This is a genomic window from Methylobacterium phyllostachyos (assembly GCF_900103445.1).
Lineage (GTDB): Bacteria > Pseudomonadota > Alphaproteobacteria > Rhizobiales > Beijerinckiaceae > Methylobacterium > Methylobacterium phyllostachyos.
On sequence record NZ_FNHS01000002.1, the window covers coordinates 473,534 to 496,138 of the forward strand.

The 22,605-nt window shown below is 67.2% G+C and carries 15 protein-coding genes; 6 read left to right on the top strand and 9 right to left on the bottom strand.

Annotated elements, in window-relative coordinates; translation table 11 throughout:
• Positions 1-44: 44 nt before the first annotated feature.
• Positions 45-1,601, bottom strand: coding sequence for an integrase family protein (locus BLQ49_RS05020; protein ID WP_244507436.1), 1,557 nt, complete (start codon positions 1,599-1,601; stop codon positions 45-47).
• Between the two features lie 1,619 nt (positions 1,602-3,220).
• On the opposite strand from BLQ49_RS05020, the gene BLQ49_RS05030 reads away from it, so the two are divergent.
• The 3 genes from BLQ49_RS05030 to BLQ49_RS05040 all read left to right on the top strand — a co-directional run bounded on the left by BLQ49_RS05030 (position 3,221) and on the right by BLQ49_RS05040 (position 7,063).
• Positions 3,221-5,203 (top strand): acyl CoA:acetate/3-ketoacid CoA transferase, encoded by a 1,983-nt coding sequence (locus tag BLQ49_RS05030; RefSeq protein WP_091713811.1) that lies wholly within the window; start codon positions 3,221-3,223, stop codon positions 5,201-5,203.
• 57 nt (positions 5,204-5,260) lie between these two features.
• Positions 5,261-6,166: a triphosphoribosyl-dephospho-CoA synthase MdcB gene (gene mdcB / locus BLQ49_RS05035; RefSeq protein WP_425283975.1), complete on the top strand. Its 906-nt coding sequence runs from the start codon at positions 5,261-5,263 to the stop codon at positions 6,164-6,166.
• A gap of 162 nt (positions 6,167-6,328) precedes the next feature.
• Positions 6,329-7,063 (top strand): DUF3750 domain-containing protein, encoded by a 735-nt coding sequence (locus BLQ49_RS05040; protein WP_091713812.1) that lies wholly within the window; start codon positions 6,329-6,331, stop codon positions 7,061-7,063.
• A 78-nt stretch (positions 7,064-7,141) separates the two neighbouring features.
• On the opposite strand, the gene mqo is transcribed toward BLQ49_RS05040, so the two are convergent.
• The 4 genes from mqo to BLQ49_RS05060 all read right to left on the bottom strand — a co-directional run bounded on the left by mqo (position 7,142) and on the right by BLQ49_RS05060 (position 12,201).
• A complete protein-coding gene (gene mqo / locus BLQ49_RS05045) occupies positions 7,142-8,869 on the bottom strand; it encodes a malate dehydrogenase (quinone) (protein WP_091713814.1) in 1,728 nt (575 codons plus the stop codon).
• Positions 8,870-9,298: 429 nt separating this feature from the next.
• Positions 9,299-9,820 carry a lipocalin-like domain-containing protein gene (locus BLQ49_RS05050; RefSeq protein WP_091713815.1) on the bottom strand — a complete coding sequence of 174 codons (522 nt, stop codon included), beginning with the start codon at positions 9,818-9,820 and terminating at the stop codon, positions 9,299-9,301.
• 162 nt (positions 9,821-9,982) lie between these two features.
• On the bottom strand, positions 9,983-11,086 hold the full coding sequence (locus BLQ49_RS05055; protein ID WP_091713929.1) for a DUF2778 domain-containing protein: 1,104 nt from the start codon (positions 11,084-11,086) through the stop codon (positions 9,983-9,985).
• Positions 11,087-11,415: 329 nt separating this feature from the next.
• Positions 11,416-12,201: a lytic murein transglycosylase gene (locus BLQ49_RS05060; protein ID WP_425283978.1), complete on the bottom strand. Its 786-nt coding sequence runs from the start codon at positions 12,199-12,201 to the stop codon at positions 11,416-11,418.
• Between the two features lie 747 nt (positions 12,202-12,948).
• On the opposite strand from BLQ49_RS05060, the gene BLQ49_RS05065 reads away from it, so the two are divergent.
• Positions 12,949-13,635 carry a class I SAM-dependent methyltransferase gene (locus BLQ49_RS05065; RefSeq protein ID WP_091713817.1) on the top strand — a complete coding sequence of 229 codons (687 nt, stop codon included), beginning with the start codon at positions 12,949-12,951 and terminating at the stop codon, positions 13,633-13,635.
• A gap of 38 nt (positions 13,636-13,673) precedes the next feature.
• On the top strand, positions 13,674-14,285 hold the full coding sequence (locus tag BLQ49_RS05070) for a hypothetical protein (RefSeq protein WP_091713819.1): 612 nt from the start codon (positions 13,674-13,676) through the stop codon (positions 14,283-14,285).
• 46 nt (positions 14,286-14,331) lie between these two features.
• Here BLQ49_RS05070 and BLQ49_RS05075 read toward each other — a convergent pair whose 3' ends face one another.
• A complete protein-coding gene (locus BLQ49_RS05075; protein ID WP_091713821.1) occupies positions 14,332-16,023 on the bottom strand; it encodes an aminotransferase class III-fold pyridoxal phosphate-dependent enzyme in 1,692 nt (563 codons plus the stop codon).
• A gap of 32 nt (positions 16,024-16,055) precedes the next feature.
• Between BLQ49_RS05075 and asd the strand changes: the two genes are divergently transcribed.
• Positions 16,056-16,961: an archaetidylserine decarboxylase gene (asd, locus tag BLQ49_RS05080; RefSeq protein WP_091713823.1), complete on the top strand. Its 906-nt coding sequence runs from the start codon at positions 16,056-16,058 to the stop codon at positions 16,959-16,961.
• Between the two features lie 15 nt (positions 16,962-16,976).
• Here the strand turns inward: asd and BLQ49_RS05085 are convergent, their stop codons facing one another.
• The 3 genes from BLQ49_RS05085 to BLQ49_RS05095 form a co-directional block, all read right to left on the bottom strand.
• Positions 16,977-18,740 carry a methyl-accepting chemotaxis protein gene (locus BLQ49_RS05085; RefSeq protein WP_244507437.1) on the bottom strand — a complete coding sequence of 588 codons (1,764 nt, stop codon included), beginning with the start codon at positions 18,738-18,740 and terminating at the stop codon, positions 16,977-16,979.
• Positions 18,741-19,018: 278 nt separating this feature from the next.
• Positions 19,019-21,463 (bottom strand): DNA topoisomerase (ATP-hydrolyzing) subunit B, encoded by a 2,445-nt coding sequence (gyrB, locus tag BLQ49_RS05090; protein WP_091713826.1) that lies wholly within the window; start codon positions 21,461-21,463, stop codon positions 19,019-19,021.
• Positions 21,464-21,641: 178 nt separating this feature from the next.
• On the bottom strand, positions 21,642-22,604 hold the full coding sequence (locus BLQ49_RS05095) for an aldo/keto reductase (protein ID WP_091713828.1): 963 nt from the start codon (positions 22,602-22,604) through the stop codon (positions 21,642-21,644).
• Between the last annotated feature and the right edge of the window lies 1 nt (position 22,605).

The following is a 22,605-nucleotide window of genomic DNA, read 5'->3' on the forward strand; positions in this document are numbered from 1 at the left end:
CCCGGCAAGTCGATGCTGTCGGGGTGGTTAGGATATCCCTGGGCTTAGGCTGCGAGAGCTTTGTCGTCCTCGGCAGCTGCGGCCGCATCAGCAGCCTTCTTCGCCGCCGCCTTCGCCGCGGATTTGGCCTTGCCCTCCTTCTCCCGGGCGCGCCGGCGGGCTGAAATTTCAGCCGCGAGCTCTGGCAGCGGCGCGAATCCCGCGGCAGCCGCCGCGGCCTGCTCGTCGCACCAAGCGAGCCACCGCTCCATCACGGGCTGCTTGAGGTCGAGGCGATCGTCGACCGTGTAGTGCCCTTCGAGGACGTCGTCCGAGCTGATGCCCTCGTTGTGGTCCATGACCATCTTCACGCTGTCGCGCGGCAGCCGAAGCGTCTTCTGCGCGTGCGTGGAGAACCCGCGGCGGATGTCGTGCGGGGAGGCCTTCACGCCGAGGTCCAAGAGCCTGTGGTTCAGGCCGGCCTCGTTCATGTGGCCGCCGAGGGCGTCGCCCAGCTTCCATGCGCGGATCTGGGGGAAAAGGTGCTCCAGGCCGCGCTCGCTGCACGCCCTCAGCTGCGGGGCGATCCGCTGCCACAGCGCCGGAGGGAGCGGCAGGGCGTGGCGGCTTTGGTCGTCTCTCTTATCGGCGGTCTTCCTATGCGCCGGTCCCATCGACCATACGCCCCACCCGGGCTGTTCCGTCCAAGGCACGAAATCCTCGACGCGGGCATCGACGATGGGTCGCCGGCGCTGGGCCGTCAGGACCAGGAGCTCCAGGGCAAGCGACACGGTAGGGTCGAGGATCCCGGCCCGGGCCACGCCGAGGACGGTGCCGATCTCGGGTGCGGTCGCCACGTAGCGACCGGCCACCTTCCCGTTCGCGCGGACCTTCCGGGCCGATGACTTGGGCGGGGCAGCCAGCTTCGACATGTCGGCGCCGACACCCTCGATGCCTATGCCGCTACGGGTCCGGATATGTGGCTTCCACATCCACCGCCACATCGGGCGCAGCGCGGCCGCGAGGTTGACGGCATGCGTCTCCCGGCCGGACTGGTGCACCTCGAAGACGACGCCAGCGAGGTCCTCCTCTGTGACGCGCCTGACCGCCTTGCCGGCGAGGACCGCCAGCTCGGGCGCGCCGAGCTTTGCGGAATAGTCCTTCCAGGTCGCCTCGCGCAGGGTCCGCCTCACCTCGGCGAGGTACTCGGTCCGGGCCGTCTCCCAGGTCCAGTACGGCAGGTCGGCGATGCTGCGCTCGCGCTCGGCCACCAGCGCGGGATCCCGCGGCGGCGGGGATGGCCGCGCCGTCACCTTGCCGAGGCGGATGAACTGCGCCTCCAGGAACTTGTCGTCGGGCATGCCCGTGCGGTTGGCGACGAGCTTCTGTGCCTCGGCCACGATTGAGCGCGCCTCGTCGAGCGTCAGCCCGGGCGGCGACCCGAGGGTGAGCCTGAGTGTCTGCTTGAAACGGATCGCCTTAAACGCGAAGCGCGCGCCTCGGGGTCCGACGCGGAGCAGCAGCCCGGGCTGCTGGCTGTCGATCAAATCGTAGGCCGGGGTGCCGTCGCGGGCATCCTTCAGGGCCTTGTCGACGTGGGTCTTGCTCAGGCGAACGGACATCGAACCGGCTCGGGCTGCTCTCGGGCTGCGCAGCCCGAAATCCTCCGTGCCCTGTACGCCCCCGCGCGTCACCGCGCCGTTAAGGCAATCCCCAGCATTCTCAGGCATTTCCGGGCTCCCGCCGTTAACCGTCTACGTCTCGAACTCGGGCTGCGGGGGCGGAACAATAGAAATCATAATCCTTGTGTCGGGGGTTCAAATCCCTCCCTCGCTACCAACACACTGCATGTAGCAACTGTCCCAGCCTGTTGTGACGATCCCAAAGCGTTCTGGACGCATGCAGACCCGCCTGCCTATGACGCGTTTGCGCCTTGCGGGCCTGAGACCCGTTAAGGACGATCGTCGTCACGTGGCTGGCGATTCGTGCAGGTTGCAGCAACGCGCCGAAAGCGGGCTGTCGGTCGCGTGATCCGACGGCAAGCCCGGAACTGAACAGCATTCATCCCCGTGGATATACGTCAACGGGCGCCTGGAAGCGTTCACGCCGTTGGCGAAGCGCTATCGTCCCCACTCGGCACGGATGCGAAGAGCGATGGCGGCGGGTATGTCTCGACGCCGCAGGCTCGTCCGCGGCTCGAAAGCCAACGCATTGAGCTCATCCGCTATCGCGGTAGCTGCTGAGTCCTGGCCTGCTGAGTCGATCGCCTGGAATCGGAGATATTCAGATTGGCGGTGGTCGCGGAAAGGATCGTCAGCCGGGATACCGACGCATGGCAGGATCCTGACGAGAAGTCCGGCGGGCACCCGGTGAGATCGGACCCGTCTTACCGCGCACGGCCTCACCCCGCTTGCGCGTCGCGAAGGACCGCTTGGACCTGTCCGGCCGCAGCGGCGAGAGCGCTCGCCTGTAAGTGCCCCTCGACGTCGCCCTGCCCGAGAGATCCGAGTCTGTAGGCGATCCGGTGCTCGACGCCTTGCAGTAACTCCCGCGCCGGCTCCGCCTCGATCCGAAGCAGCGTCTGCGCCAAGTCTAGATATGCGCTCCGGAGAAGGCTGAAGGCAAAGCGTGTCGCGGCTTCATCCGCGATCGGTTTCAAGTCTGTCATCGCGTGCTCCTGGCTCGACACGCTCCCCAAGCTGGATCAGCTATATACAATATCTTGTCCATTGTAAAATTGACGCTTTCGGCTCGTCGATGCCGGTTATTATCGACGTGAGAAATCGAAGAATTTAACATGAAGCAGAGAGGTGGATTCGAAGGATTGGCCGCCGCTCATGATTTGCTGGTCCGCCCCGCCCTGATGCGCGCGGTCCCGTCAGAATTTCTGAGGCAGCGCTCCCTGAGCCGCGGAGATCCGCCTCGAAGTGGGTGATGCATCGAGAGATCTCACCGCATCACAAGACTCGCACACCCGGTGGCCGTACAACTTTTTCTGATGGTGGCGCGAAGTGTTTTTGTGGCGCGCCTAGGTCCTATTCTGGAGTACGCTGCCGCAAAAGACTGACGCATCTTGCGGTGCGGCAATATTGGTGCGGCGCAAGAAAGGACGCGGGCGGAACTCAGCTGCGCGCGAGCTTCGATCCGCTTCGGCTTCCGTCGCTCGACGGGACGATGTCTCGGCTGGCGCGTGGGTGAGGGCCGGTCACGGCTTCGATCGATTGGGAGGATCACGGGCTCCATGAGGAAGAACAAGGTCATCTCGGCGGGCGAGGCGATCGCGCTGATCCGCGAGAACGATGTCGTCACCACCACGGGTTTCGTGCAGAGCTGCATCCCGGAGGCGCTCCACGCCGCCCTGGAGAAGCGCTTCGTCGAGACCGGCTCACCGCGGGGCCTCACCCTGATCATGACCGCCGGCGCGGGCGACAGCAAAGGCCTCGGCACCGGCCGGCTGCACCATGACGGCCTGCTGTCGCGGGTCATCGCGGCCAATTTCGGCCGGATGCCGAAGGTTGCCAAGGCCGCGCAGGACAATCTGATCCGCGGCTACAACCTGCCCCAGGGCGTGATCTCGCAGCTCTACCGGGCCTGCGCGGCCGGTCAGCCGGGTCTGTTTTCGAAGGTCGGTTTGAAGACCTATGTCGATCCGCGCCACGGTGGCGGCAAGGTCAACGAACTGACCACGGAGGACATCGTCAAACTCGTCGAAGTCGATGGCGAGGAGTGGCTGTTCTATACCGCCACCAAAATCGACGTCGCCTTCATCCGCGCCACCTCGGCGGATCCGTCGGGGAACCTCTCTTACGAGAAGGAGGCGCTGACGCTCGATTGCCTCGCGCAGGCCATGGCGGCCCGCAACAACGGCGGCATCGTCATCGCGCAGGTCGAGCGCATCGTCGATGACGGCTACCTGCTGCCGAAGGACGTCCGGGTACCCGGCATCCTGGTCGATTGCGTGGTGGTCGCCGAACCCGAAATGCACCGGATGAACTACGGCGTGATGCACGACGCCGCCCTCGCCGGGGAAATCCGCGTGCCGGTCACCGGCATCAAGCGGATGGCGCTCAACGAGCGCAAGATCATCGCCCGCCGCGCCGCCTTCGAACTCCCGCCGAACGGCGTGGTCAATCTCGGCGTCGGCGCACCGGAAGGCATCGCGTCAGTGGCCAATGAGGAAAAGATCACCCCATACATCACCCTGACGACCGAGGCTGGGGCCGTCGGCGGCGTACTGGCCTCCGGATCGAGCTTCGGCGCGGCCACGAATGCCGATTGCATCATCGACCAGAACCAGATGTTCGACTTCTACGATGGCGGCGGCCTCGATATGACGTGTTTGGGCATGGCCGAGTGTGATGCCGCCGGCAACGTCAACACCTCGAAGTTCGGTGGGAAGCTGAACGGCTGCGGCGGCTTTATCAACATCTCGCAAAACGCCAGGACCGTGGTCTTCGCGGGTACCTTCACGGCCGGGGGACTGGAGATCGCGGTCAACGACGGCCACGTGCGGGTCGTCAGCGAGGGCAAGGCCCGCAAGTTCGTCGCCCAGGTCCAGCAGAATACCTTTTCGGGCCCCTATGCGGTGGAGCGTTCGCAGCCGGTCCTCTACGTCACCGAGCGCTGCGTCTTCCAGCTGACGCCGGAGGGGCTGGAACTGATCGAGGTCGCACCCGGAATCGATATCGAGCGGGACATCCTCGCGCACATGGATTTCGCCCCCGTGGTGCGGAACCCCGTGCTGATGGATCCGCGCATCTTCCGCGACGAGCCGATGGAGCTGATCTCCGATCTGCTCAACCTGGATCTGAAGTCGCGCGTCAGCTACGACGGCGAGCGCAACATCCTCTTCATCAACCTGGAGGGCTGGTACTGCCGGGTGAAGGGCGACATGGACGAGTTGCGCATGACCATCGTCGAGGCGTGCCGTAAGGCTGGTCAGCGCGTCAACGCTGTGATCAACCATGACGGGTTCCGGCTGAACGATAATCTGCTCGACGATTACGCCGGGGTGCTGCAATACTTGCAGGCGAATTATTACGCGACAACCACGCGCTATGCGACGAGCGCGTTCCTACGCCTCAAGATGGAGGAGGCGCTGACCCGCCGCGGTGTTGCCCCCCACGTCTTCGAGCGAAAGGAGGAGGCGCAGGCCTTCGTCAGCAGCACCGAGGACAAGAAGGCCCGCAAGCGGATCCCGCCGGCTGTAGCGTCGGCGGCCTAGCGCCGGGGCCGTTCGCATACGGTCGGGCGGCGGTCTGGTATACAGTCCGACCCGCCCGTGCCGGCGGGCCTCTCCGGGAGCCCGATTCTGCGACAGGATCTCTGCCTCGTCACCGTGCCGGCCGCTGGGCCGGCGACCTTGGACACGTTATCGGCTCGGCGCATCGCGGCGCTCGCCCACGCCGCCCTGATCGCCGAGCTGGAAACCTGGCCGAAGCCCGGCCTCGTGAGCCCGATCGATTCCGGCAGCCATGATGACATGGATGCCGACCTCCTCCGGCGCAGTGCTGCAGCGATCCAGCCGTTTTTCGCGGATCTGTACGCCGCCGGAGCCCGGGGCGCCGTGATGGCGGATCTCCGGGCGATCGGGCTCCGGGCGGAGGCCGCGATGCTGCGCGCCACCGGCGGAGTCAACGCGCATCGCGGCGCCATTTTCTCGTTGGGCCTTATCTGCGCGGCGGTGGGAGCGGCGGGTGAAATGCCGGCTTCTGCCGAGACCTGCGCGGCGTCGGTCGGTGCCCGCTGGGGTGCAGAGATCGCGCGGGTTCCGGCGTCGCCGACGAGCCATGGCGGCCGCGCGGCGCAGCGTTACAGCGTTGGCGGCGCGGGCGCCGAGGCGGCTGCCGGCTTCCCCACGATCCGCGCCGTCGGCTTGCCGGCCCTGCGCCTCGGCCGCTCGCGTGCGCCGGACGACCCGGAGGCGGCGCGCGTCGATTGCTTCTTCGCGCTCCTCGCCGTGCTCGACGATACCAACCTGCTCTATCGCGGCGGGGCAGACGGGTTGATGGCTGCGCGGGCCGCCGCCGCGTCTTTCGTTGCGGCCGGAGGCGTGGCGGCGCCCGCCTGGCGCGACCGGGCCATCGAGATCCACCACGCCTTCGTGGCGGCCAGGCTCAGCCCAGGCGGCTGCGCCGATCTCCTCGCGGCCACCCTCTTCCTCGAAGCCCTCGCGGCATCGTCCTGACCAGGCGCCGCCCGTGACAGACCACGTCAATCGCTCGATGAGCGTGTCGAACCCAGTGTCATGTCCTGCACGCCGATCTGGGGCGGCACCGCTTCTGTCGCATTCCCCCGAAGGCGAGCGATCCCCAGATAGGGCTTCGCTCCGCCCTGCCCCCGGCCTCCCGTGACCCTGATTCGGATCGCGCTCCTCGCGTTCGTAGCCCTCTTTGTCGTGCCTATCGCAATCTCCGCGACGCTGTACTGGCTGCGTGCGAGCGGTGATTGGCGCCTCGCCGACCGGTCCAGCGCCGGCTTGCTCCCACCCGCGGAGGCCGAGCCCGACGCAGTCGTGCGCATCTTCTCCGCGCGTACGGTCAGTTGGCGCGGGATCGTGGCGACCCATAGTTGGATCGTCATCAAGGGGCGGGGCGAGCGCGCCTACCGGCGCTTCGACTACACCGCTTGGGGACAGCCGATCTGGGTCGATCGCTTCGTCCCGGATGGGCGGTGGTTCGGCAATCCCCCGGAAACTGTCTTCGCAGCAGACGGTCCGGCGGCCGAGGCGATGCTGCCGCGTATCCGGAAAGCGGTCGCCGAGTACCGTTACGCCCGACCCGGCGATTACGTGGTCTGGCCGGGACCGAACTCGAACACCTTCGTCGCCGCCATCATGGCGGCCGTTCCCGAGATCAAGGCAAGCCTGCCGACCACCGCGATCGGCAAGGATTTTCCCTACGATGGCCGCTGGATCGGCTGGACACCCTCCGGCACCGGCATCCGGATCAATCTGGGCGGCTATGCAGGGCTGACCGTCGGCTGGGTCGAGGGACTCGAACTGAACTTGCTCGGCGGCGTGGCCGGGATCGATCTGCGCCGTCCCGGGATCAAGGTGCCGGCGTTGGGGCGGCTCGGGTTCTGATTGCGGCATCGCCCGCGCGCCGTGGCCGCCTCGTATCGGAGGCGATCACGGCGCCGACTCACGGTTGCGACAAGCCGATCACGGCGCGAGGTCGTGAACCGGCTCCTTCACCGGCGTGGCGCTGCTGTTCAGGACGGCACTGCCGGTGTCGACCGGCTTCAGGAGGGACCGGTCGATCTGCGGCGGCGTCGGCAGCTGCAGCGCCTCGCTGGTGGCGGCCCATTCCTGCGCCACACGATCCGGATCGTCGTTGAGCTTCGTGCCGTAGCTCGGGACGATCTCACGGATCTTCGCCTGCCATTCCGGCGTCGCGACGTTCTTGGCGAAGACCTTCTCCAGCACCTGCAGCATGATCGGCGCCGCCGTGGAGGCGCCCGGCGAGGCGCCCAGCAGGGCCGCGATGCTGCCGTCCTTGCTGTTGACGATCTCCGTGCCGAGCTTCAGCACGCCGCCCTTATCCGGATCGCGCTTGATGATCTGCACGCGTTGGCCTGCCTGCCAAAGGCGCCATTCTTCCTTCTTCGCCTTGGGAAAGTATTCGCGCAGGGCCGCGATGCGGTCGTCGTCCGACAGCATGAGCTGCCCGGCGAGGTACTCGACCAGCGGAAACTCATCCAGCCCGACGCGCATCATCGGCCAGATGTTGCTGGAGGTGGTCGAGCTGAGGAGGTCGAAATACGACCCTTCCTTGAGGAACTTCGTCGAGAAGGTTGCGAACGGTCCGAACAGGATCACGCGCTTGCCGCCGAGGACACGCGTGTCGAGATGCGGCACCGACATCGGCGGCGATCCGACCGAAGCCTTGCCGTAGGCCTTGGCGAGGTGGAGCGTGGCGACATCCGGGTTGTCGTTGATCAGGAACGAGCCGCCTACGGGGAAACCCGCGTAGTTCTCCCCCTCGGGGATGCCGGATTTCTGCAGCAGGTGAAGGGCGCCGCCGCCCGCGCCGATGAACACGAACTTGGCATCGATGCTCTGTCGGGAGCCGTCCTTGAGATTCTTTGAGGTCACGCGCCAGGACCCGTCCGAATTCTTGACGATGCTCTCGACCTCGGTGGACAGGCGCAGCTTGAAGCTCGGCTGCTTCTGCAGATAGGCAACGTATTGCCGCGTGACCTCGCCCCACTCGCAGTCGGTGCCGAGCGGCGACCACGTGGCGGCGACCTTCTGCTTCGGGTCGCGCCCGTCCATCATCAGGGGCACCCACTTGCGCAGCTGCTCGGGATCCTCCGAATACTCCATCCCGGCGAAGAGCGGGCTGGCCTTCAGCGCCTCCCAGCGCCGTTTCAGGTAAGCGATGTTGTCGTCGCCCCAGACGAAGCTCATATGCGGCGTGTGGTTGATGAAGGTGTGCGGGTCCCGCATCACGCCGGTCTTGACCTGATGGGCCAGGAACTGACGGGTCACCTGGAAGGCCTCGTTGATCTCCACCGCCTTGGCGATCTCGACCTTGCCGTTCTTCTCAGGGGTGTAGTTCAGTTCCGCCAGGGCCGAGTGGCCCGTGCCGGCATTGTTCCAGCCATTCGAGCTTTCCAGCGCCACCTGATCGAGACGCTCGACCATCTGGATCGACCAGTGGGGCTCAAGCTCGTTCAGCCACACGCCGAGCGTGGCACTCATGATGCCGCCGCCGATGAGCAGCACGTCGACCCTGCCGTCGGCGGCCTCGGCCATGGCGAGAGAGGCCGGGAGCGCCGCCACCGCTAGACCGGTCGCGGCGGTGGCGAGGAGCTGCCTCCGACTCAGTGGCGGCGCAGCCTGCATGTCCCGGTGGTGGACGGGCGCGGTCTCGTCGTCGGCACGCATGGTCGGATCCCGTATTTACGTATCGGATGTCACCGGCGTCGATCGCCGATGAGCAAAGACGTAGGCAGTCGGCGCAGGAGGGATTTCCCCGCCGGCCTTCAGGATCGTTTCCCCCAAACCGATACACGGCTCCGGGCCGTGGCCCGGAATTCATGCGATCGACATCGCTGTGCCGCCGTCATCCAATCGAACGACCAGACGACGTCAGCTTGCGCACACATCAAAGCGCAGTCGTTTATTATTGCCCACCGCAGAGCACAGTCCGGCCGTCGAACCTGCGACCGCCTCTGCTCGGAACGATCGCGGATAGACGCGCGACCATGATGAGAGAACAACGCTGTTCTGTCCGGAACAGCGGCTGAACGGCGTCGTCATAGAGGATGACGCGCGGCAGGACAATCACCGGTGCGCGCTTCGATGGTGCGTGCCCTACGATGCGCGCCTGAATCGGACGTGGCTGCGCGATGGGCGTCCGGCATTCCAGTTGGGCATGACCCGCCACGGCGTTGTCACGTCGGCATAATCGCCGTCCAAGCGGACGGTCCGCCGCTGCTCTGTGCTGACCCATTCCGGCGTCCAGGCGGTCTGGACTGCGGTGACCCATTGATCGCCCTCGACCCGGTAGCGGCCGATATAGGCGACGAGGCTGTTCAGCAGCGCGGCCCGCTCGGAATCCGTGGAGGCCGGCTTCCGGTCGCTGCCTTCCAGATTGAAGGCCACCCACCCGTCCCGGGTGAAGATGACGCGTCCGCGGGGCGTGCTGCCCATCGCGTCGATGAGCGTGCCGGTCTCCTTGTCCTCGACCTTGTAGGAGACGAGTTCCCAGGTTCCAACGAGGCGGTTCGCCAGCGCGGTCCCTGTCGGGCTGTTCGTGCCGGCGATCTGCCCGAGGGCTCCGGGCATCGCCAGCGGCATCAGGAGGACGGCAAACGGGAACAGTGCGCGACGCATGGTCTCTTCGGGTTATGCGGTGCGAATCGGTCGGCGCGTGCTCAGCCGGGCCGACTTGTCCGACGCCCCTGTGGCGGCGGAGGCGCCGATACTTCGCTTCTCATCCGCGCCGCAAGCGCTTGCGGGATGCCAGGGCGGAAATCGAGGTGCCTCCGAGCGGCCTCAGCCGCCGTTCCGGGCCATGCGCGTACGCCCGCCATCCACGACCAAGGGGAGCGGATCCTGCGTGCCGGTGACGACGACGAGCCGCTGGACCTCGCCCCGGAGGAAGGCCTGGAGGAACCGCTCGTAATCACGGAACGACACGCAGCCGTTCGAATCACCGCGCGGGCCCAGCATGAACGTGTGGGCCAAGAGCCCGACACGGCCATAGACCGCCTCGCTTCCGCCCACCGGGGTCAGCCGGATCGCCCGCACGCCGTGGAACAACTGCTCGCGCTCCGTCAGGTCGTAGGTTCCGGGCGGCGTCGGCCCCCGCATCCGGATGTTGACGAGGCGTGGCTCGTCCAGCCCCTCGCCGAGGCCCGAATGCGCCTCGAGACGCTCGCCGCTCGGCAGCGTCACGGTCCGAGCGGCGATGTTGTAGACGGCCACACCCGCGGTCGGGTTCGGCTCACGCGACAGGGTGAGCGGCGGCGAGATCCGCCGCTGGGGGGCGGGGTCGAACGGCTTGCTCTCCAGCGCCGTGTAGGCCAAGGCCGGTGCGCGTTCGATGCCGAACAGTTTTTCCAGGAACGAGCGCTCATCGGCCGGCGGCGCGGCGGGCTGCACGGGCGCCACGTCACGCCGCGCCACGCGGCGCTCGGCCCGCCGCACGGGCGCGGTCGTACCCGAGGACCGGAATTCCGGTGGGCGCGGGATCGGGAGCGGCACGATCATGGCCGTACGCGGCGGCTCGACCGAGCCACCGTCGAGCGGGAGGTCCGGGACCGGCGCGACGTCGAGCGGTGCCATCTGCATCCAGGCCCAGTGCGCCGGGGGGCCGCCAGCAGCGTCGTCCGGTGAAACCTCAGGCGTCCGCGAGTTATCGAGCTCGGCGGTCCGAGATCCGCTTGAAGTTTTGACACGCGACGGCGCGTCGGGCGCCGAGGCGCCGGACGCTGCCGTCATGTCGGCCGATGCTGGGGGCTGTGGCGTGGTGGTCAGGGCGCCCGACCCGACGAGGGCCATCGCCACCGCTCCGGTGAACACCGCCAGCGGTGCCAAGCAGGAAAGCCGCGTCCGCCTGCTGTGGAGGCCGTCCAGCGGCACGGGATCGATCGCCATGCGGGTGCCCATGCTCCTCGTCGCCGAGGGGCCGAACCGGTCGATGGTCGATACGCCGGAACGACGTGGGGACCACGTGGCGGGCCTGCCTCTCTCGGTGCGAAACAGCGGGCTCCGACAGGCTTTTCTGGGGCGGCTCCATGGTCGATCTTGGATCGATCGGGACCATTTTCGGGCATGGAGCCCGGCTTCTACAAGTCTTCGCGGGATGCCGGCGACCGAGAAACTCGGCCGCCGCGCATGAATGCACCATCAGCAAGGACGGCACCTGAACGTTGTTCCCGCGCGTGGGTACGCGCCGAACCGGTGCGGATCGCGACCGAAAATCGTCAGTCGTTGTCGATCTGGCGTCCGAGCAGCGCGATGGCCCGCTCGTAGACCGGGGCGGCGTTCCAGCCTTGGATCGCGGCGAAGTTCGGCTCGCCGGGCTGGTAGCCTGCGCCCGCGCGCCATCCATGCGCCTTGAGGAAGTTGGCGGTCGAGGACAGGGCCGCGCCGACGTTGTTGAGATCGCCGGTGCCATAGGTCAGCACGTTCTTCGGCAGGAACTGCGTGTGGCCGACCTCACCATGCGCGGCGCCGCGGGTGCTCGGCGTCAGCAGGCCGCGATCGACCAGGGTCAGCGCGGCGTAGAGCTGATCGGTGAAATACTCTGAGCGGCGGCAATCGTAGGCCAGGGTCGCCACGGCCGAGAGCGTATTGACGTTGCCGCGCACCGCGCCGAACCCGGTCTCCATGCCCCAGATCGCCAGGAGCGGCCCCGGCGGAACGCCGTAGCGCTGCTCGATCGACTCGAACAAAGCTGCATTCTGCCGCTTCAGCGCCCGGCCCCGGGAGACGATCGCCGGGCCGCCGCGCTTCGCCAGGAACTGGTCGAGCGACAGCTTGAAGCTGTGCTGGCCGCGGTCGGCCGAGATCGTGGCGGTCGAGTAGGTGGTGTTCTGCAGGGCCGCGAGGCTCGCCGCACTGGCCCGGCCGCGCGCTTCCTCCGTGAATTCACGCTTCCACGCCTCGAAGCCGGCGGCACTGTTGCCGCATTGCGCGGCCTGCGCCTGGCCGACGCTCAGGGCGAGTCCGGCGATTGCCGCCAGTGCGAGGGTCTGACGCCGCATCATCTCGATCACGCGAAACACTCCTTCGGCGCGTCCGCGCGCCTTATCCGCTTGGCGATACCCAGCGACATCCCGGCGATATCAGGGCGAGAAGATGTCCGGGACGCGAACTTCGGGTCCCAACCTTCACATCCTCGCGCATTCGCAGAACGGCTCCGCGAGAGCAAGCACGCAACGCATCCCCACACGGCTGCGGGCTGGAACGACGAAGGCCCGTGCTGTGCCGGCAACGATTTCCCCGTGAGCCTCAGGCCCCGCGACGGACCACACGGGATAGGACCCAGCATTTTGCCGGCAAGATCATCGCGGCCTACAGCGAGCGCGCCTAAAGTATAAATTCGGCAGATCCGCCATCTTAATTTGATTTGCCAGCGAATTGAATTCTTCGGACATGGTTCTCGTCGCCGTCACAACGTTGTCAAATGACGGTCATAGCTTTGCCGGCGGAAAAAGGTCTCGGGAGCAGCGGTGTGGGGCTCATGATGAACAGGGCGTCGAGAGGCCCACGCTTGTTCCGCATCTCCTGATCCCGTTCGGCGCCCTGTGATGTCGGTGATCCTGACGGCGGCCGCATGGCCCGTCGCCGCCCACGAGGCGGTGCGGCCGGGCAGTGCCGCGCAACAGGTCATCCGGTCACGCAGGCGGGGCCGGTCCGGAGCGCCGCTCTGGTAACGGCAGCCGCGGACGCTCCGACCCTTCCGATCTCGTTCCACCAGATTTCGACCGAACTGACAGCGGGACTGAACACCCATGGCCATCGGAATGCACGGCACCGACTCATCGCGGGCAGGCGCCCTCGGCCCGGATCTCGACCGCGATGGCGTCGCCAAGGCCTATGGGCGATGGGCGCCGGTCTACGATCTGGTGTTCGGGCCGGTCTTCGCCCAGGGGCGGACCCTGGCAGCCGCGGCGGCGGAGCGGATCGGCGGCCGCATCCTCGAAGTCGGCGTCGGGACCGGCCTGTCCCTGCCGGCCTATCGTCGGGCTGCCAGCATCGTGGGCATCGATATCTCGGCGCCGATGCTGGAGAAGGCGCGCCAACGCGTGGCGCGGCTCGGCCTGCGCAACGTCGAGCGCCTCGCCGTGATGGACGCCGAGCACCTCGATTTCCCGGATGCGTCCTTCGACGTGATCGTCGCGCAATACGTGGTCACGGCGGTGCCGCACCCTGAGCAGGCGCTGGACGAATTCGCCCGGGTGCTCCGCCCCGGTGGCGAGATCGTCATCACGACCCGCATCGGCGCCGAGGACGGTCTGCGCCGCACCGTCGAGCATGCCCTGGCCCCGATCACGAGCCGCCTTGGCTGGCGAACCGAATTCGCCTGGAACCGCTACGCCGCCTGGGCGGCCGGCGCTCCGGTCGAGATCGTCGAGCGCCGGGCGCTGCCGCCCCTCGGACATTTCTCCCTCGTCCGCATGCGCAAACACGACGCCTGACGTCACTCCCCCATCATCGTTTCACGAGGACGCACACCATGGCGAGCTTTCTCGAAGCTCTGCGCATCCAGCGCTGGGATGATCACCGGTACTATCACCACAATCGCGTCAACCAGAGCTTGCACGTCGTCAGTGCGATCAGCTTCCTGGTGGCTTATGCCCTGGCGTTCAAGGATCCGGCGACGTCCGCGCTCATCGGCTGGCTGGTCGCCATGACGTCCAGACAGGCCGGTCACCTGTTCTTCGAGCCGAAGGGCTACGACCACGTTAACGATGCGACCCACGAGTACAAGGAAGAGATCAAGGTCGGCTATAACCTGCAGCGCAAGATCGTGCTCCTGTCGATCTGGGCCCTGTCGCCATTGCCGCTCTACTTCGATCCCACCTTGTTCGGGCTGCTCTCACCGCATCAGACGACCGGCGACCTGATCCGCAATGTCGGCTGGATCTGGCTATGGCTGGCGCTGGCGGGCCTGCTGTTCCGGATGGTGCAGTTGTTCTTCCTGCGAGATGTGCAGACCGGGATCGTGTGGGTCACCAAAATTCTCACGGACCCGTTCCACGACATCAAGCTCTATCACAAGGCGCCGCTCGCGCTGCTGCAGGGTGAGTTGGTCGAGGAGCACGAGCCGCACGAGCACGGCGCCTGAGATCGGAGGGCGCTGGGCGGAAATCCGCCCGGCGCTCGTTGACGGATCAGGCTCGATCCGGCGCGCGTAGGCCGAACCGGGCGCCGAACCTGCCCAAGCGCACGGCCGCGACCTCCCGCAGGATGGCGCGGCGGATCGCCTTGTCGGTCGGCGCCCCGGCATCCCACCAGCCGTCAGCCCGCATGGCCGTGGCCGCCGCCACGAACCGCGTTGCGACGGCTTCGAAAGCCGCGTCCTCGTAGGCGAGGCTGAAGATCAGGCGTCCGGTCCCGACCCAGGACAGAGCCAGCCCTTCCGCGCGCAGGTAGAATTGCAGCATCCAATTGTAGCGCGACGGCTTGGTGTACAGGACCGTCCAGACCGTGGACATGTTGGCGACCCGTACCGGAAGGTCGGCCGCCGCCAGCAGGGTATTGAGGCGCGCCGCGCGCCGGTCCCAGGTCGCGTCGAGGTCGGCATAGAGCGCGGCGACCTCCGGCGTGTCGAGCCGGTCGAGGAAGGCGCTCATGGCACCCATCACGTAAGGATGGGCGTTGAAGGTCCCGCGGGCGAAACAGATATCGACCGGCCGGTCGTCCCGATAGCGCCGCATCAGGTCGGCGCGTCCGCACAGGACGCCGACCGGCAGGCCGCCCCCGAGCGTCTTGCCGTAGGTGACCATGTCGGCCTTGACGCCGAAATATTCCTGCGCTCCGCCTCGGGCGAGGCGAAAGCCGAGGAAGACCTCGTCGAGGATCAACACGATACCCCGGGCGCTGCACACTGCCCGCAAGGCGTGCAGCCATCGCGTGTAGGCAGCCCGGTCGAAGGCGGCCTTGCGCGCGCTGTCCACCAGGGCGGAGTCGGCTGGTGCGCCCACATTGGGGTGCATGGCCTGGAGCGGATTAACCAAAACACAGGCGACGTCCCTGCGGGTTGCCAGGACGCGCAGGGTCCGCTCCGACATGTCGGCCAAGGTAAGCGTGTCGCGGGTCGGAACAGGGTTGCCGATGCCGGGCTGCACCTCGCCCCACCAGCCGTGGTAGGCGCCGCACAGGCGCACGATCCGGCGGCGGCCGGTGTGGTAGCGGGCCAGCCGTACCGCCTGCATCACCGCCTCGGTCCCGGACATGTGAAACGAGATTTCGTCGAGGCCCGAGAGCGCCTTCAGGCGCGCGACGTTGCCGGCGACCACCGGGTGCAGCGGTCCGAGCACCGGGCCGAGCGCGGAGACGCGCGCGGCTCCCTCCTCCAGGCAGGCCCGGTAGAAATCGACGCCGAACAGATTCACTCCGTAGGAGCCGGCGAGATCGTAGGACACGTTGCCGTCGAGATCCGTGACGGTCACCCCTTCGGAGGCGGCCGCGAAGGCGCCGGTCCCAAGATGCGCCCGCACGTGCCGGGCGTACTGGAACGGCACCCGGTAGAGGCCGGTGAATTGCAGGTCGGACAGGCCGTCGCGCACGGCGTCGGTCTCGGCACGGGTGCGTGCGTACCGGGTCCGGAACAGTTCGGAGAGCCGCGCGAAACCCGCCTCCCGCCGCAGCGCGACCGCCTCGTCCGGATGGTCGGAGCGGAAGAAGGCGCGCTCGGAATAGGCATAGTTGGGAATGAGCCCGGCGACGCGGCGAGCCATCCGGGCATGGCCGGTGAGCGAAGGATGTTTCGCCCGGGACAGCTGCAGGCGCTGGGCCGCGCGCGGCAGAACGAGAACCGCGGCGGCGGTCGTGGCGGACAGGGTGACGAGGAGTGCGGACATCGCCCCGCGCCCTATCGGAGGCAATTCACGGCATGATGACGGTTTCCGTTTCGCCGCTGCGGCGGGCCCTGGCGCGGGTCGGCGCCCAGGAGGACCTGAACTTCCTGTTGACCAACCGCCTGCCGCGAAGGCTCGCCACCCGGTTCATGGGTTGGTTCAGCCGGATCGAGCAGCCGCTGGTACGCGACCTCTCGATCGCCACGTGGCGCCTGTTCTGCGACGTTGACCTCAGTGACGCGCGCGAGGCGCGTTTCCCGAGCCTCCATGCGGCCTTCATCCGGGCGCTCCGGCCCGGGGCCCGTCCGATCGCGGCTGATCCTGCGATCCTAACGAGTCCGAGCGACGCAATTCTCGGGGCGCATGGCCGGATCGAGGCCGGCCGCCTGTTGCAAATCAAGGGGTTGTCGTACCGGCTGATCGAGTTGCTCGGGGGCGATGCGCAGCTCGCCGAGGCGCATGAGGGTGGCAGCTACGCGACCCTGCGGTTGACCGCCGGGATGTATCACCGCTTCCACGCCCCCCACGACCTCCGCGTCGAATCCGTGCGGCACATCTGGGGTGACACGTGGAACGTGAATCCGATCGCCCTGAAGCGCGTCGAGGCCCTGTTCTGCCGCAACGAGCGCGCGGTCCTGCGGCTGCGCGTGGCCGAGGCTGGTCACGCCGTCACTTTGGTACCGGTGGCGGCGATTCTGGTGGCGGGCCTGCGCCTCGGCTTTCTGCCGGAGGGCGCAGCCCTTCGCCGGACGGGCGGCCAAACCCTGCCTTGCACGGCGCGCCTCGCCAAAGGCGACGAGATGGGCTGGTTCGAGCACGGCTCGACGATCGTGGTGCTGGCACCGGCGGGCTTCACGCTCCTGCCCGATCTGACCGAGGGCCGTCGCCTGCGCATGGGCGAGCCGCTGATGCGCCTGCCACCGGCTGCGCAGGCCGGCTGACAGCCCCCGCTGCCGTCAGGCTGCCTGGACGGTCGCCAAGTACTCCGCCACGGCGGAACTCAGCCCATCCGACTGACGCGATAGCTCGGTCGCGGCGTTGAGAACCTGGTTGGCGGCAATGCCGGTCTCGGCGGCGGCATGCGTGACCGCACCGATATTGACCGTGACCGCCTGCGTCCCGCCGGCCGCCTCGCTGGCGCTACGCACGATTTCCTGAGTAACCGTCCCCTGCTCTTCCATAGCGGCCGCCACCCCGACCGCGATGGTCCGCAGGTCGAGGACCGTGGCGGCGATGGCCTGGATGGCGTCCACGGCGCGGGCCGTTTCACCCTGAATGGCGTTCACTTGGCCGGAGATCGTCTCGGTGGCTTTCGCGGTCTGACCGGCCAACTCCTTGACCTCAGCCGCAACCACGGCGAAGCCCCGGCCCGCCTCGCCGGCCCGGGCCGCCTCGATCGTGGCGTTCAGCGCCAGCAAATTCGTCTGAGCGGCGATACCCGAAATGAGGCCGATCACGGCGCCGATCCGCTCGGCACCCTCAGCCAAGCCGAGAACCAGGGCGTTGGTCTCGTTGGCGCTCGCGGCGGCACGCTCGGCCATCTCGGCAGAGCGCATGATCTGGCTGTTGATCTCGCCGATCGAGGCCGACAACTCCTCGCTTGCTGCGGCGACGGTCTGGACGTTCGACGAGGTCTGCTCGGCTGCCGACGAGACCGTAGCGGATTGGGCGGCGGTCTGATCGGCGTTGCCGCTCATCGATCGGGCCGTCGCCTGCATCTCGTCCGCTGCGCTCATCAGCGTTTGCGTCATCCGTCCGACCTGCGACCGGAATGCCTGTGTCGCCTTATCCAGGACCTCAACCCGGCGCGCTTTCTCCGTCAGATCCCGTGCCGACGCCTCGTCGGCCGAGTGCTTGGCAAGCAGCGCTTCCCGGAAGACTTCAAGGGCCTTGGCCATGGCGCCGATCTCGTCGGACCGTTCGGCGCCAACGACCTGCGTGTCGAGGTCGCCAGCCGCGACGCGCTCCATCGTTGCCGTGGTCTGCTCGATGGGTCGGGTCACCCGGACGAGGATCACCCAGACGCCATACGCGACCGCGGCCACAGCGCCGATCAGCGCGGCCAGCAGAAGGGTCTTCAGAATCTCGGTCAGCGACTCCGCGCGCCCGAATTCCGCGTTGGCCTCGCGGACCTGAAGATCGGTAAGCTTACTCACCCCCGCCATCGTCGGCGCCATCGCCTGCAGCAAGGCGGCTTTGGCGGTGGCGATGGCGGCGGTGTTCTGCGCCTTCAGGGCGCTGCTCAGATCGTGGACGATATTCGCGTTCCGCTCGAGCTGAGGCTTCACGGCTGCGATGAGCTGCTCCTCTTCGGGTGTCAGGTACGTCGCCAGATAGTCGGACCAAACCTGTTGCCCGCGTGCGAGCTGCCGTTCCGCAGTCGCCGCGAGATCTGCAGTGTCGGCCGTCGGCATATCGATGGTGCGGACGACGACGAGAATGGCGTCGTAGGTGTCACGCAATGCGCTGAACTGGCTGAGCGGGACAACGCGGTCGGCGACGATTGTCGCCAAGCTCCTGCTGGTGCTGCGGAGTGCATAATTGCCGAGCAACGCTGAGCCAAGAAGGAGAGTGCCAAGCAATGCGAGGAGCGCAATAAGCCGCGCCTTGATCGAGATCTTCATCGAAGCCGACAGAGCTCCTGATCCACACCTTTTGAAAAACTTGCATATCATAGCGGTGTGCAGAGAAGATTCAAGTGTCAGTTTTATCCCGCGCAATGAAAACGCAGCTTAGATGATGTGTGGTCTGATATTAAATACAACAATTTCAGAAAAATATATTGCGTGAAAGCGAGAGTATCGCAAGGTTCACGCTTCTCGAAAACCCGTCAGTCTGACCAGTTCGGATATGCCACGCGGAACGACATGCGATCACCGTAGCGTGCGCGGCAGCCACCTTACCGCGTCCGCACGTGATCGCTGACCGTCGAAACGCAACGAGCCGCCGACCCTGTCCTGGGCCGGCGGCTCGTCTCATCGGAGCGGTCGATGCCGCTTTAAACGTCGAGGTTGGCGACGCTGAGCGCATTCTCTTGGATGAACTCGCGCCGCGGCTCCACGACATCGCCCATCAGCTTCACGAACAGGTCGTCGGCGTCGGTAACGTCCTTGACCTTGACCTGCAGCAGCGAGCGGATGTCGCGATCCAGCGTCGTCTCCCAGAGCTGTTGGGCCGTCATCTCGCCGAGGCCCTTGTAGCGCTGGAGCTGGAGACCCTTCCGCCCGAAGGCCATCACGGCCTCGAACAGCGCGACCGGACCGTGCAGCACGGTCTCGTCCGACTTGCGCATCAGGGTCGCGGGCTCGCCGTAGATCTCGCGGAAGGCGTCGGCCCGCTCGGACAGGCGGCGGGCCTCCTGCGAGGTGATCAAGCCGGCATCAAGGGTCGCCACCTGCCGCACGCCGCGCAGGGTCCGGCTGAGGCGGTACCCGCCCTCGAAGGATTCACCCTGCCAGCCCTGCTCGATCTCGTCGGCGATGGCGTCGAGACGCCGCGCTGTCATGTCGGCCAGCACCTCGGCCTCGCCGGGGCGGTCGGCCGCATCGGCATCGAAGGCGCCGGCCAGCACCGCCTGCTCGACCACGGACCGGTCGTAGCGCGTGTGCAGGCCCTGTAGGATGCTCCGGAAGGTCCGCGCCTCCTCGACGAGGCTCTTGAGCTGAGGACCGGCGAACTCCGCACCCGTCGAGAGGCGCAGGATCGCCCCGTCCGTGCCCTGGTCGATCAGGTAATCTTCGAGGGCGCGCTCGTCCTTCAGGTAGATTGCCCGGCGGCCGCGCTCGGCTTTGTAGAGCGGCGGCTGGGCGATGTAGAGGTGGCCGCGCTCGATCAGCTCCGGCATCTGCCGGAAGAAGAAGGTCAGCAGCAGCGTCCGGATGTGCGAGCCGTCCACGTCCGCATCGGTCATGATGATGATGCGGTGGTAGCGCAGCTTCTCCGGGTTGAAGCCTTCCCGGTCGGTCGAGGAGCGGCCGATCCCGGCGCCGAGCGCCGTGATCAGGGTGCCGATCTCCGCCGAGGACAGCATCCGATCGGCGCGCACGCGCTCGACGTTCAGGATCTTGCCGCGCAGCGGAAGCACCGCCTGGAAGGTGCGGTCGCGGCCTTGCTTGGCCGAGCCGCCGGCGGAATCGCCCTCGACCAGTAGGATCTCGCACTTGGTCGGATCGCGTTCCTGGCAATCGGCGAGCTTGCCGGGCAGCGAGGCAATGTCGAGCGCGCCCTTGCGGGTCACGGTCTCGCGCGCCTTGCGGGCCGCTTCGCGGGCCGAGGCCGCGAGCACCACCTTGCCCATAACCGAGCGGGCCTGGGAGGGGTTCTCTTCCAGCCAGGTCGAGAGGCCCTCGTTGAGGACGTTTTCCACCGCGGGCCGGACCTCGGAGGAAACCAGCTTGTCCTTGGTCTGGGACGAGAATTTCGGGTCCGGCACCTGTACGGAGATCACCGCGGTCAGGCCTTCGCGGCAATCCTCGCCGGTGAGCGAGACTTTCTCACGCTTCGAGACGCCTGAGGAATCGGCGTAGCCGGTGATCTGGCGGGTCAGGGCGGCGCGGAAGCCCGCCATGTGGGTGCCGCCGTCGCGCTGCGGGATGTTGTTGGTGAAGGGCAGGACGGTCTCGTTGAACGAGTCGTTCCACCACAGCGCGACTTCGACGCGGATGCCGTCGCGCTCCGCACTGACCACGACGGGGCTGGTCATTCCATCGATCGGCTTGCGCGAGCGGTCGAGGTAGCGGACGAACGCCTCGATCCCGCCCTCGTAGTAGAGTTCCTCGCGCTTCTTCTCGGCGTGGCGTGCGTCGGTCAGCACGATGCGGACGCCGGAATTGAGGAAGGCGAGTTCGCGCAGGCGCTTCTCCAGCGTCCCGTAGTCGAACTCGATCATCGTGAAGGTGTCGGTCGAGGGCAGGAAGGTCACTTCCGTCCCGCGCCGGCCGTTGCCGGGGCCGACCACTGCGAGCGGCGCCACGGCGTCACCGTGGCGGAACTCCATCGCGTGTTCCGTGTCGTTGCGCCAGATGCGCAGCTTCAGCCACGACGACAGGGCGTTCACCACCGAGACGCCGACGCCGTGCAGGCCGCCGGAGACCTTGTAGGAGTTTTGGTCGAACTTCCCGCCCGCGTGCAGCTGGGTCATGATGACCTCGGCCGCCGAGACGCCCTCCTCCTTGTGGATGTCCACCGGGATGCCGCGGCCGTTGTCGGAAACCGTGCAGGACCCGTCGGCGTTGAGGGTGACGGTGACGAGGTCAGCGTGGCCGGCGAGCGCCTCGTCGATGGCGTTGTCGACGACTTCGTACACCATGTGGTGGAGGCCGGAACCGTCATCGGTATCACCGATATACATGCCGGGCCGCTTGCGGACGGCATCGAGGCCCTTCAGGACGCGGATCGATTCCGCGCCGTAATCGGCGTGCTCGCTCTGGGGGGTGTCGGCCATGAACTTCCTCGGGCAGGCGGGCCTTCACGCGACGGATGGACTCGCGCTGTCAGGCGCCCACGCCTGAACTCTCACTCGGTCTGCCTGATATAGGGGTTCCACCTTGAGTTTGCACGACTTTTGCGCACCCAGGGCGAACCCCTGGGCGCTTTTCTGACGTGCCCGGCTTAACGCCGCGTTAGCCCTCGATCCCGCCGGCGCTGGCCTCGTCCAGGCGCGCGATCGCCTCCGCCGGCAGGCTTAAGCGAGCCGCGCCCAGCAGCTCGTCGAGCTGCGCCGCGGAGGTGGCGCTGGCGATCGGTGCGGTGATGCCGGGCCGGGCGATGACCCAGGCGAGCGCCACCTGCGCCGGGCTTGCACCCTGCGCCGTGGCGACCGAATCAAGCGCGTCGAGCAGCGCGAAGCCGCGTGGGTTGAGGTATTTGGCGACGCGGTTCTCCCGGGGCCGGCCGGCGGCAGCCTGGGCGGAGCGGTATTTCCCCGTGAGGAAGCCCGCCGCCAGAGAGAAGTAGCCGATCACGCCGACCTGCTCGGCCCGGCAGAGCGGCTCCAGCTCGGCCTCGTAGCCGCGCTGGGCGAGGCTGTAATCCGGCTGGAGGCACTCGTAGCGTGGCAGGCCGGAGTCGGCCGAAAGCGCCAGAGCCTCCTCGAGGCGACGGGCTTCGTAATTCGAGGCTCCGATCACGCGCACCTTGCCGGCCGCGATCAGACGCTCGTAGGCCCGCAGCGTCTCCTCCAGCGGCACGTCGGCATCGTCGAGATGGGACTGATAGAGGTCGATTCGGTCGGTCTGGAGCCGCCGGAGCGACGCCTCGCAGGCCCGTTCGATGTGCTGCGCAGAGAGACCCTTGCCGGCCTCGCCCATATCCATGCCGACCTTGGTGGCCAGCACGACCCGATCGCGCATCCCCGGACGGGCCGCGAACCAGCGCCCGATCACCGTCTCGGACTCGCCGCCGGCGTGGCCCGGCGCCCAGCGCGAGTAGACGTCGGCCGTGTCGATGAAGTCGAAGCCCTGCTCCACGAACCGGTCGAGGATCGCGAAGGACGTGGCCTCGTCGGCGGTCCAGCCGAAGACGTTCCCGCCCAGGCAGAAGGGCGCGACCGTGAGATCGGAGCGGCCGATGCGGCGCTTGTCCATG

What these genes read in the sequence shown, in the direction of transcription:
- mqo (WP_091713814.1), bottom strand. Translation starts at nt 8,869, where the DNA reads ATGCGTGCCGACGACGAGACCGCGCCCGTCCACCACCGGGACATGCAG.
- BLQ49_RS05065 (WP_091713817.1), top strand. Translation starts at nt 12,949, where the DNA reads ATGGCCATCGGAATGCACGGCACCGACTCATCGCGGGCAGGCGCCCTC.
- BLQ49_RS05060 (WP_425283978.1), bottom strand. Translation starts at nt 12,201, where the DNA reads ATGATGCGGCGTCAGACCCTCGCACTGGCGGCAATCGCCGGACTCGCC.
- BLQ49_RS05095 (WP_091713828.1), bottom strand. Translation starts at nt 22,604, where the DNA reads ATGGACAAGCGCCGCATCGGCCGCTCCGATCTCACGGTCGCGCCCTTC.
- BLQ49_RS05020 (WP_244507436.1), bottom strand. Translation starts at nt 1,601, where the DNA reads ATGTCCGTTCGCCTGAGCAAGACCCACGTCGACAAGGCCCTGAAGGAT.
- BLQ49_RS05075 (WP_091713821.1), bottom strand. Translation starts at nt 16,023, where the DNA reads ATGTCCGCACTCCTCGTCACCCTGTCCGCCACGACCGCCGCCGCGGTT.
- BLQ49_RS05070 (WP_091713819.1), top strand. Translation starts at nt 13,674, where the DNA reads ATGGCGAGCTTTCTCGAAGCTCTGCGCATCCAGCGCTGGGATGATCAC.
- BLQ49_RS05050 (WP_091713815.1), bottom strand. Translation starts at nt 9,820, where the DNA reads ATGCGTCGCGCACTGTTCCCGTTTGCCGTCCTCCTGATGCCGCTGGCG.
- BLQ49_RS05030 (WP_091713811.1), top strand. Translation starts at nt 3,221, where the DNA reads ATGAGGAAGAACAAGGTCATCTCGGCGGGCGAGGCGATCGCGCTGATC.
- BLQ49_RS05055 (WP_091713929.1), bottom strand. Translation starts at nt 11,086, where the DNA reads ATGGCGATCGATCCCGTGCCGCTGGACGGCCTCCACAGCAGGCGGACG.
- asd (WP_091713823.1), top strand. Translation starts at nt 16,056, where the DNA reads ATGATGACGGTTTCCGTTTCGCCGCTGCGGCGGGCCCTGGCGCGGGTC.
- gyrB (WP_091713826.1), bottom strand. Translation starts at nt 21,463, where the DNA reads ATGGCCGACACCCCCCAGAGCGAGCACGCCGATTACGGCGCGGAATCG.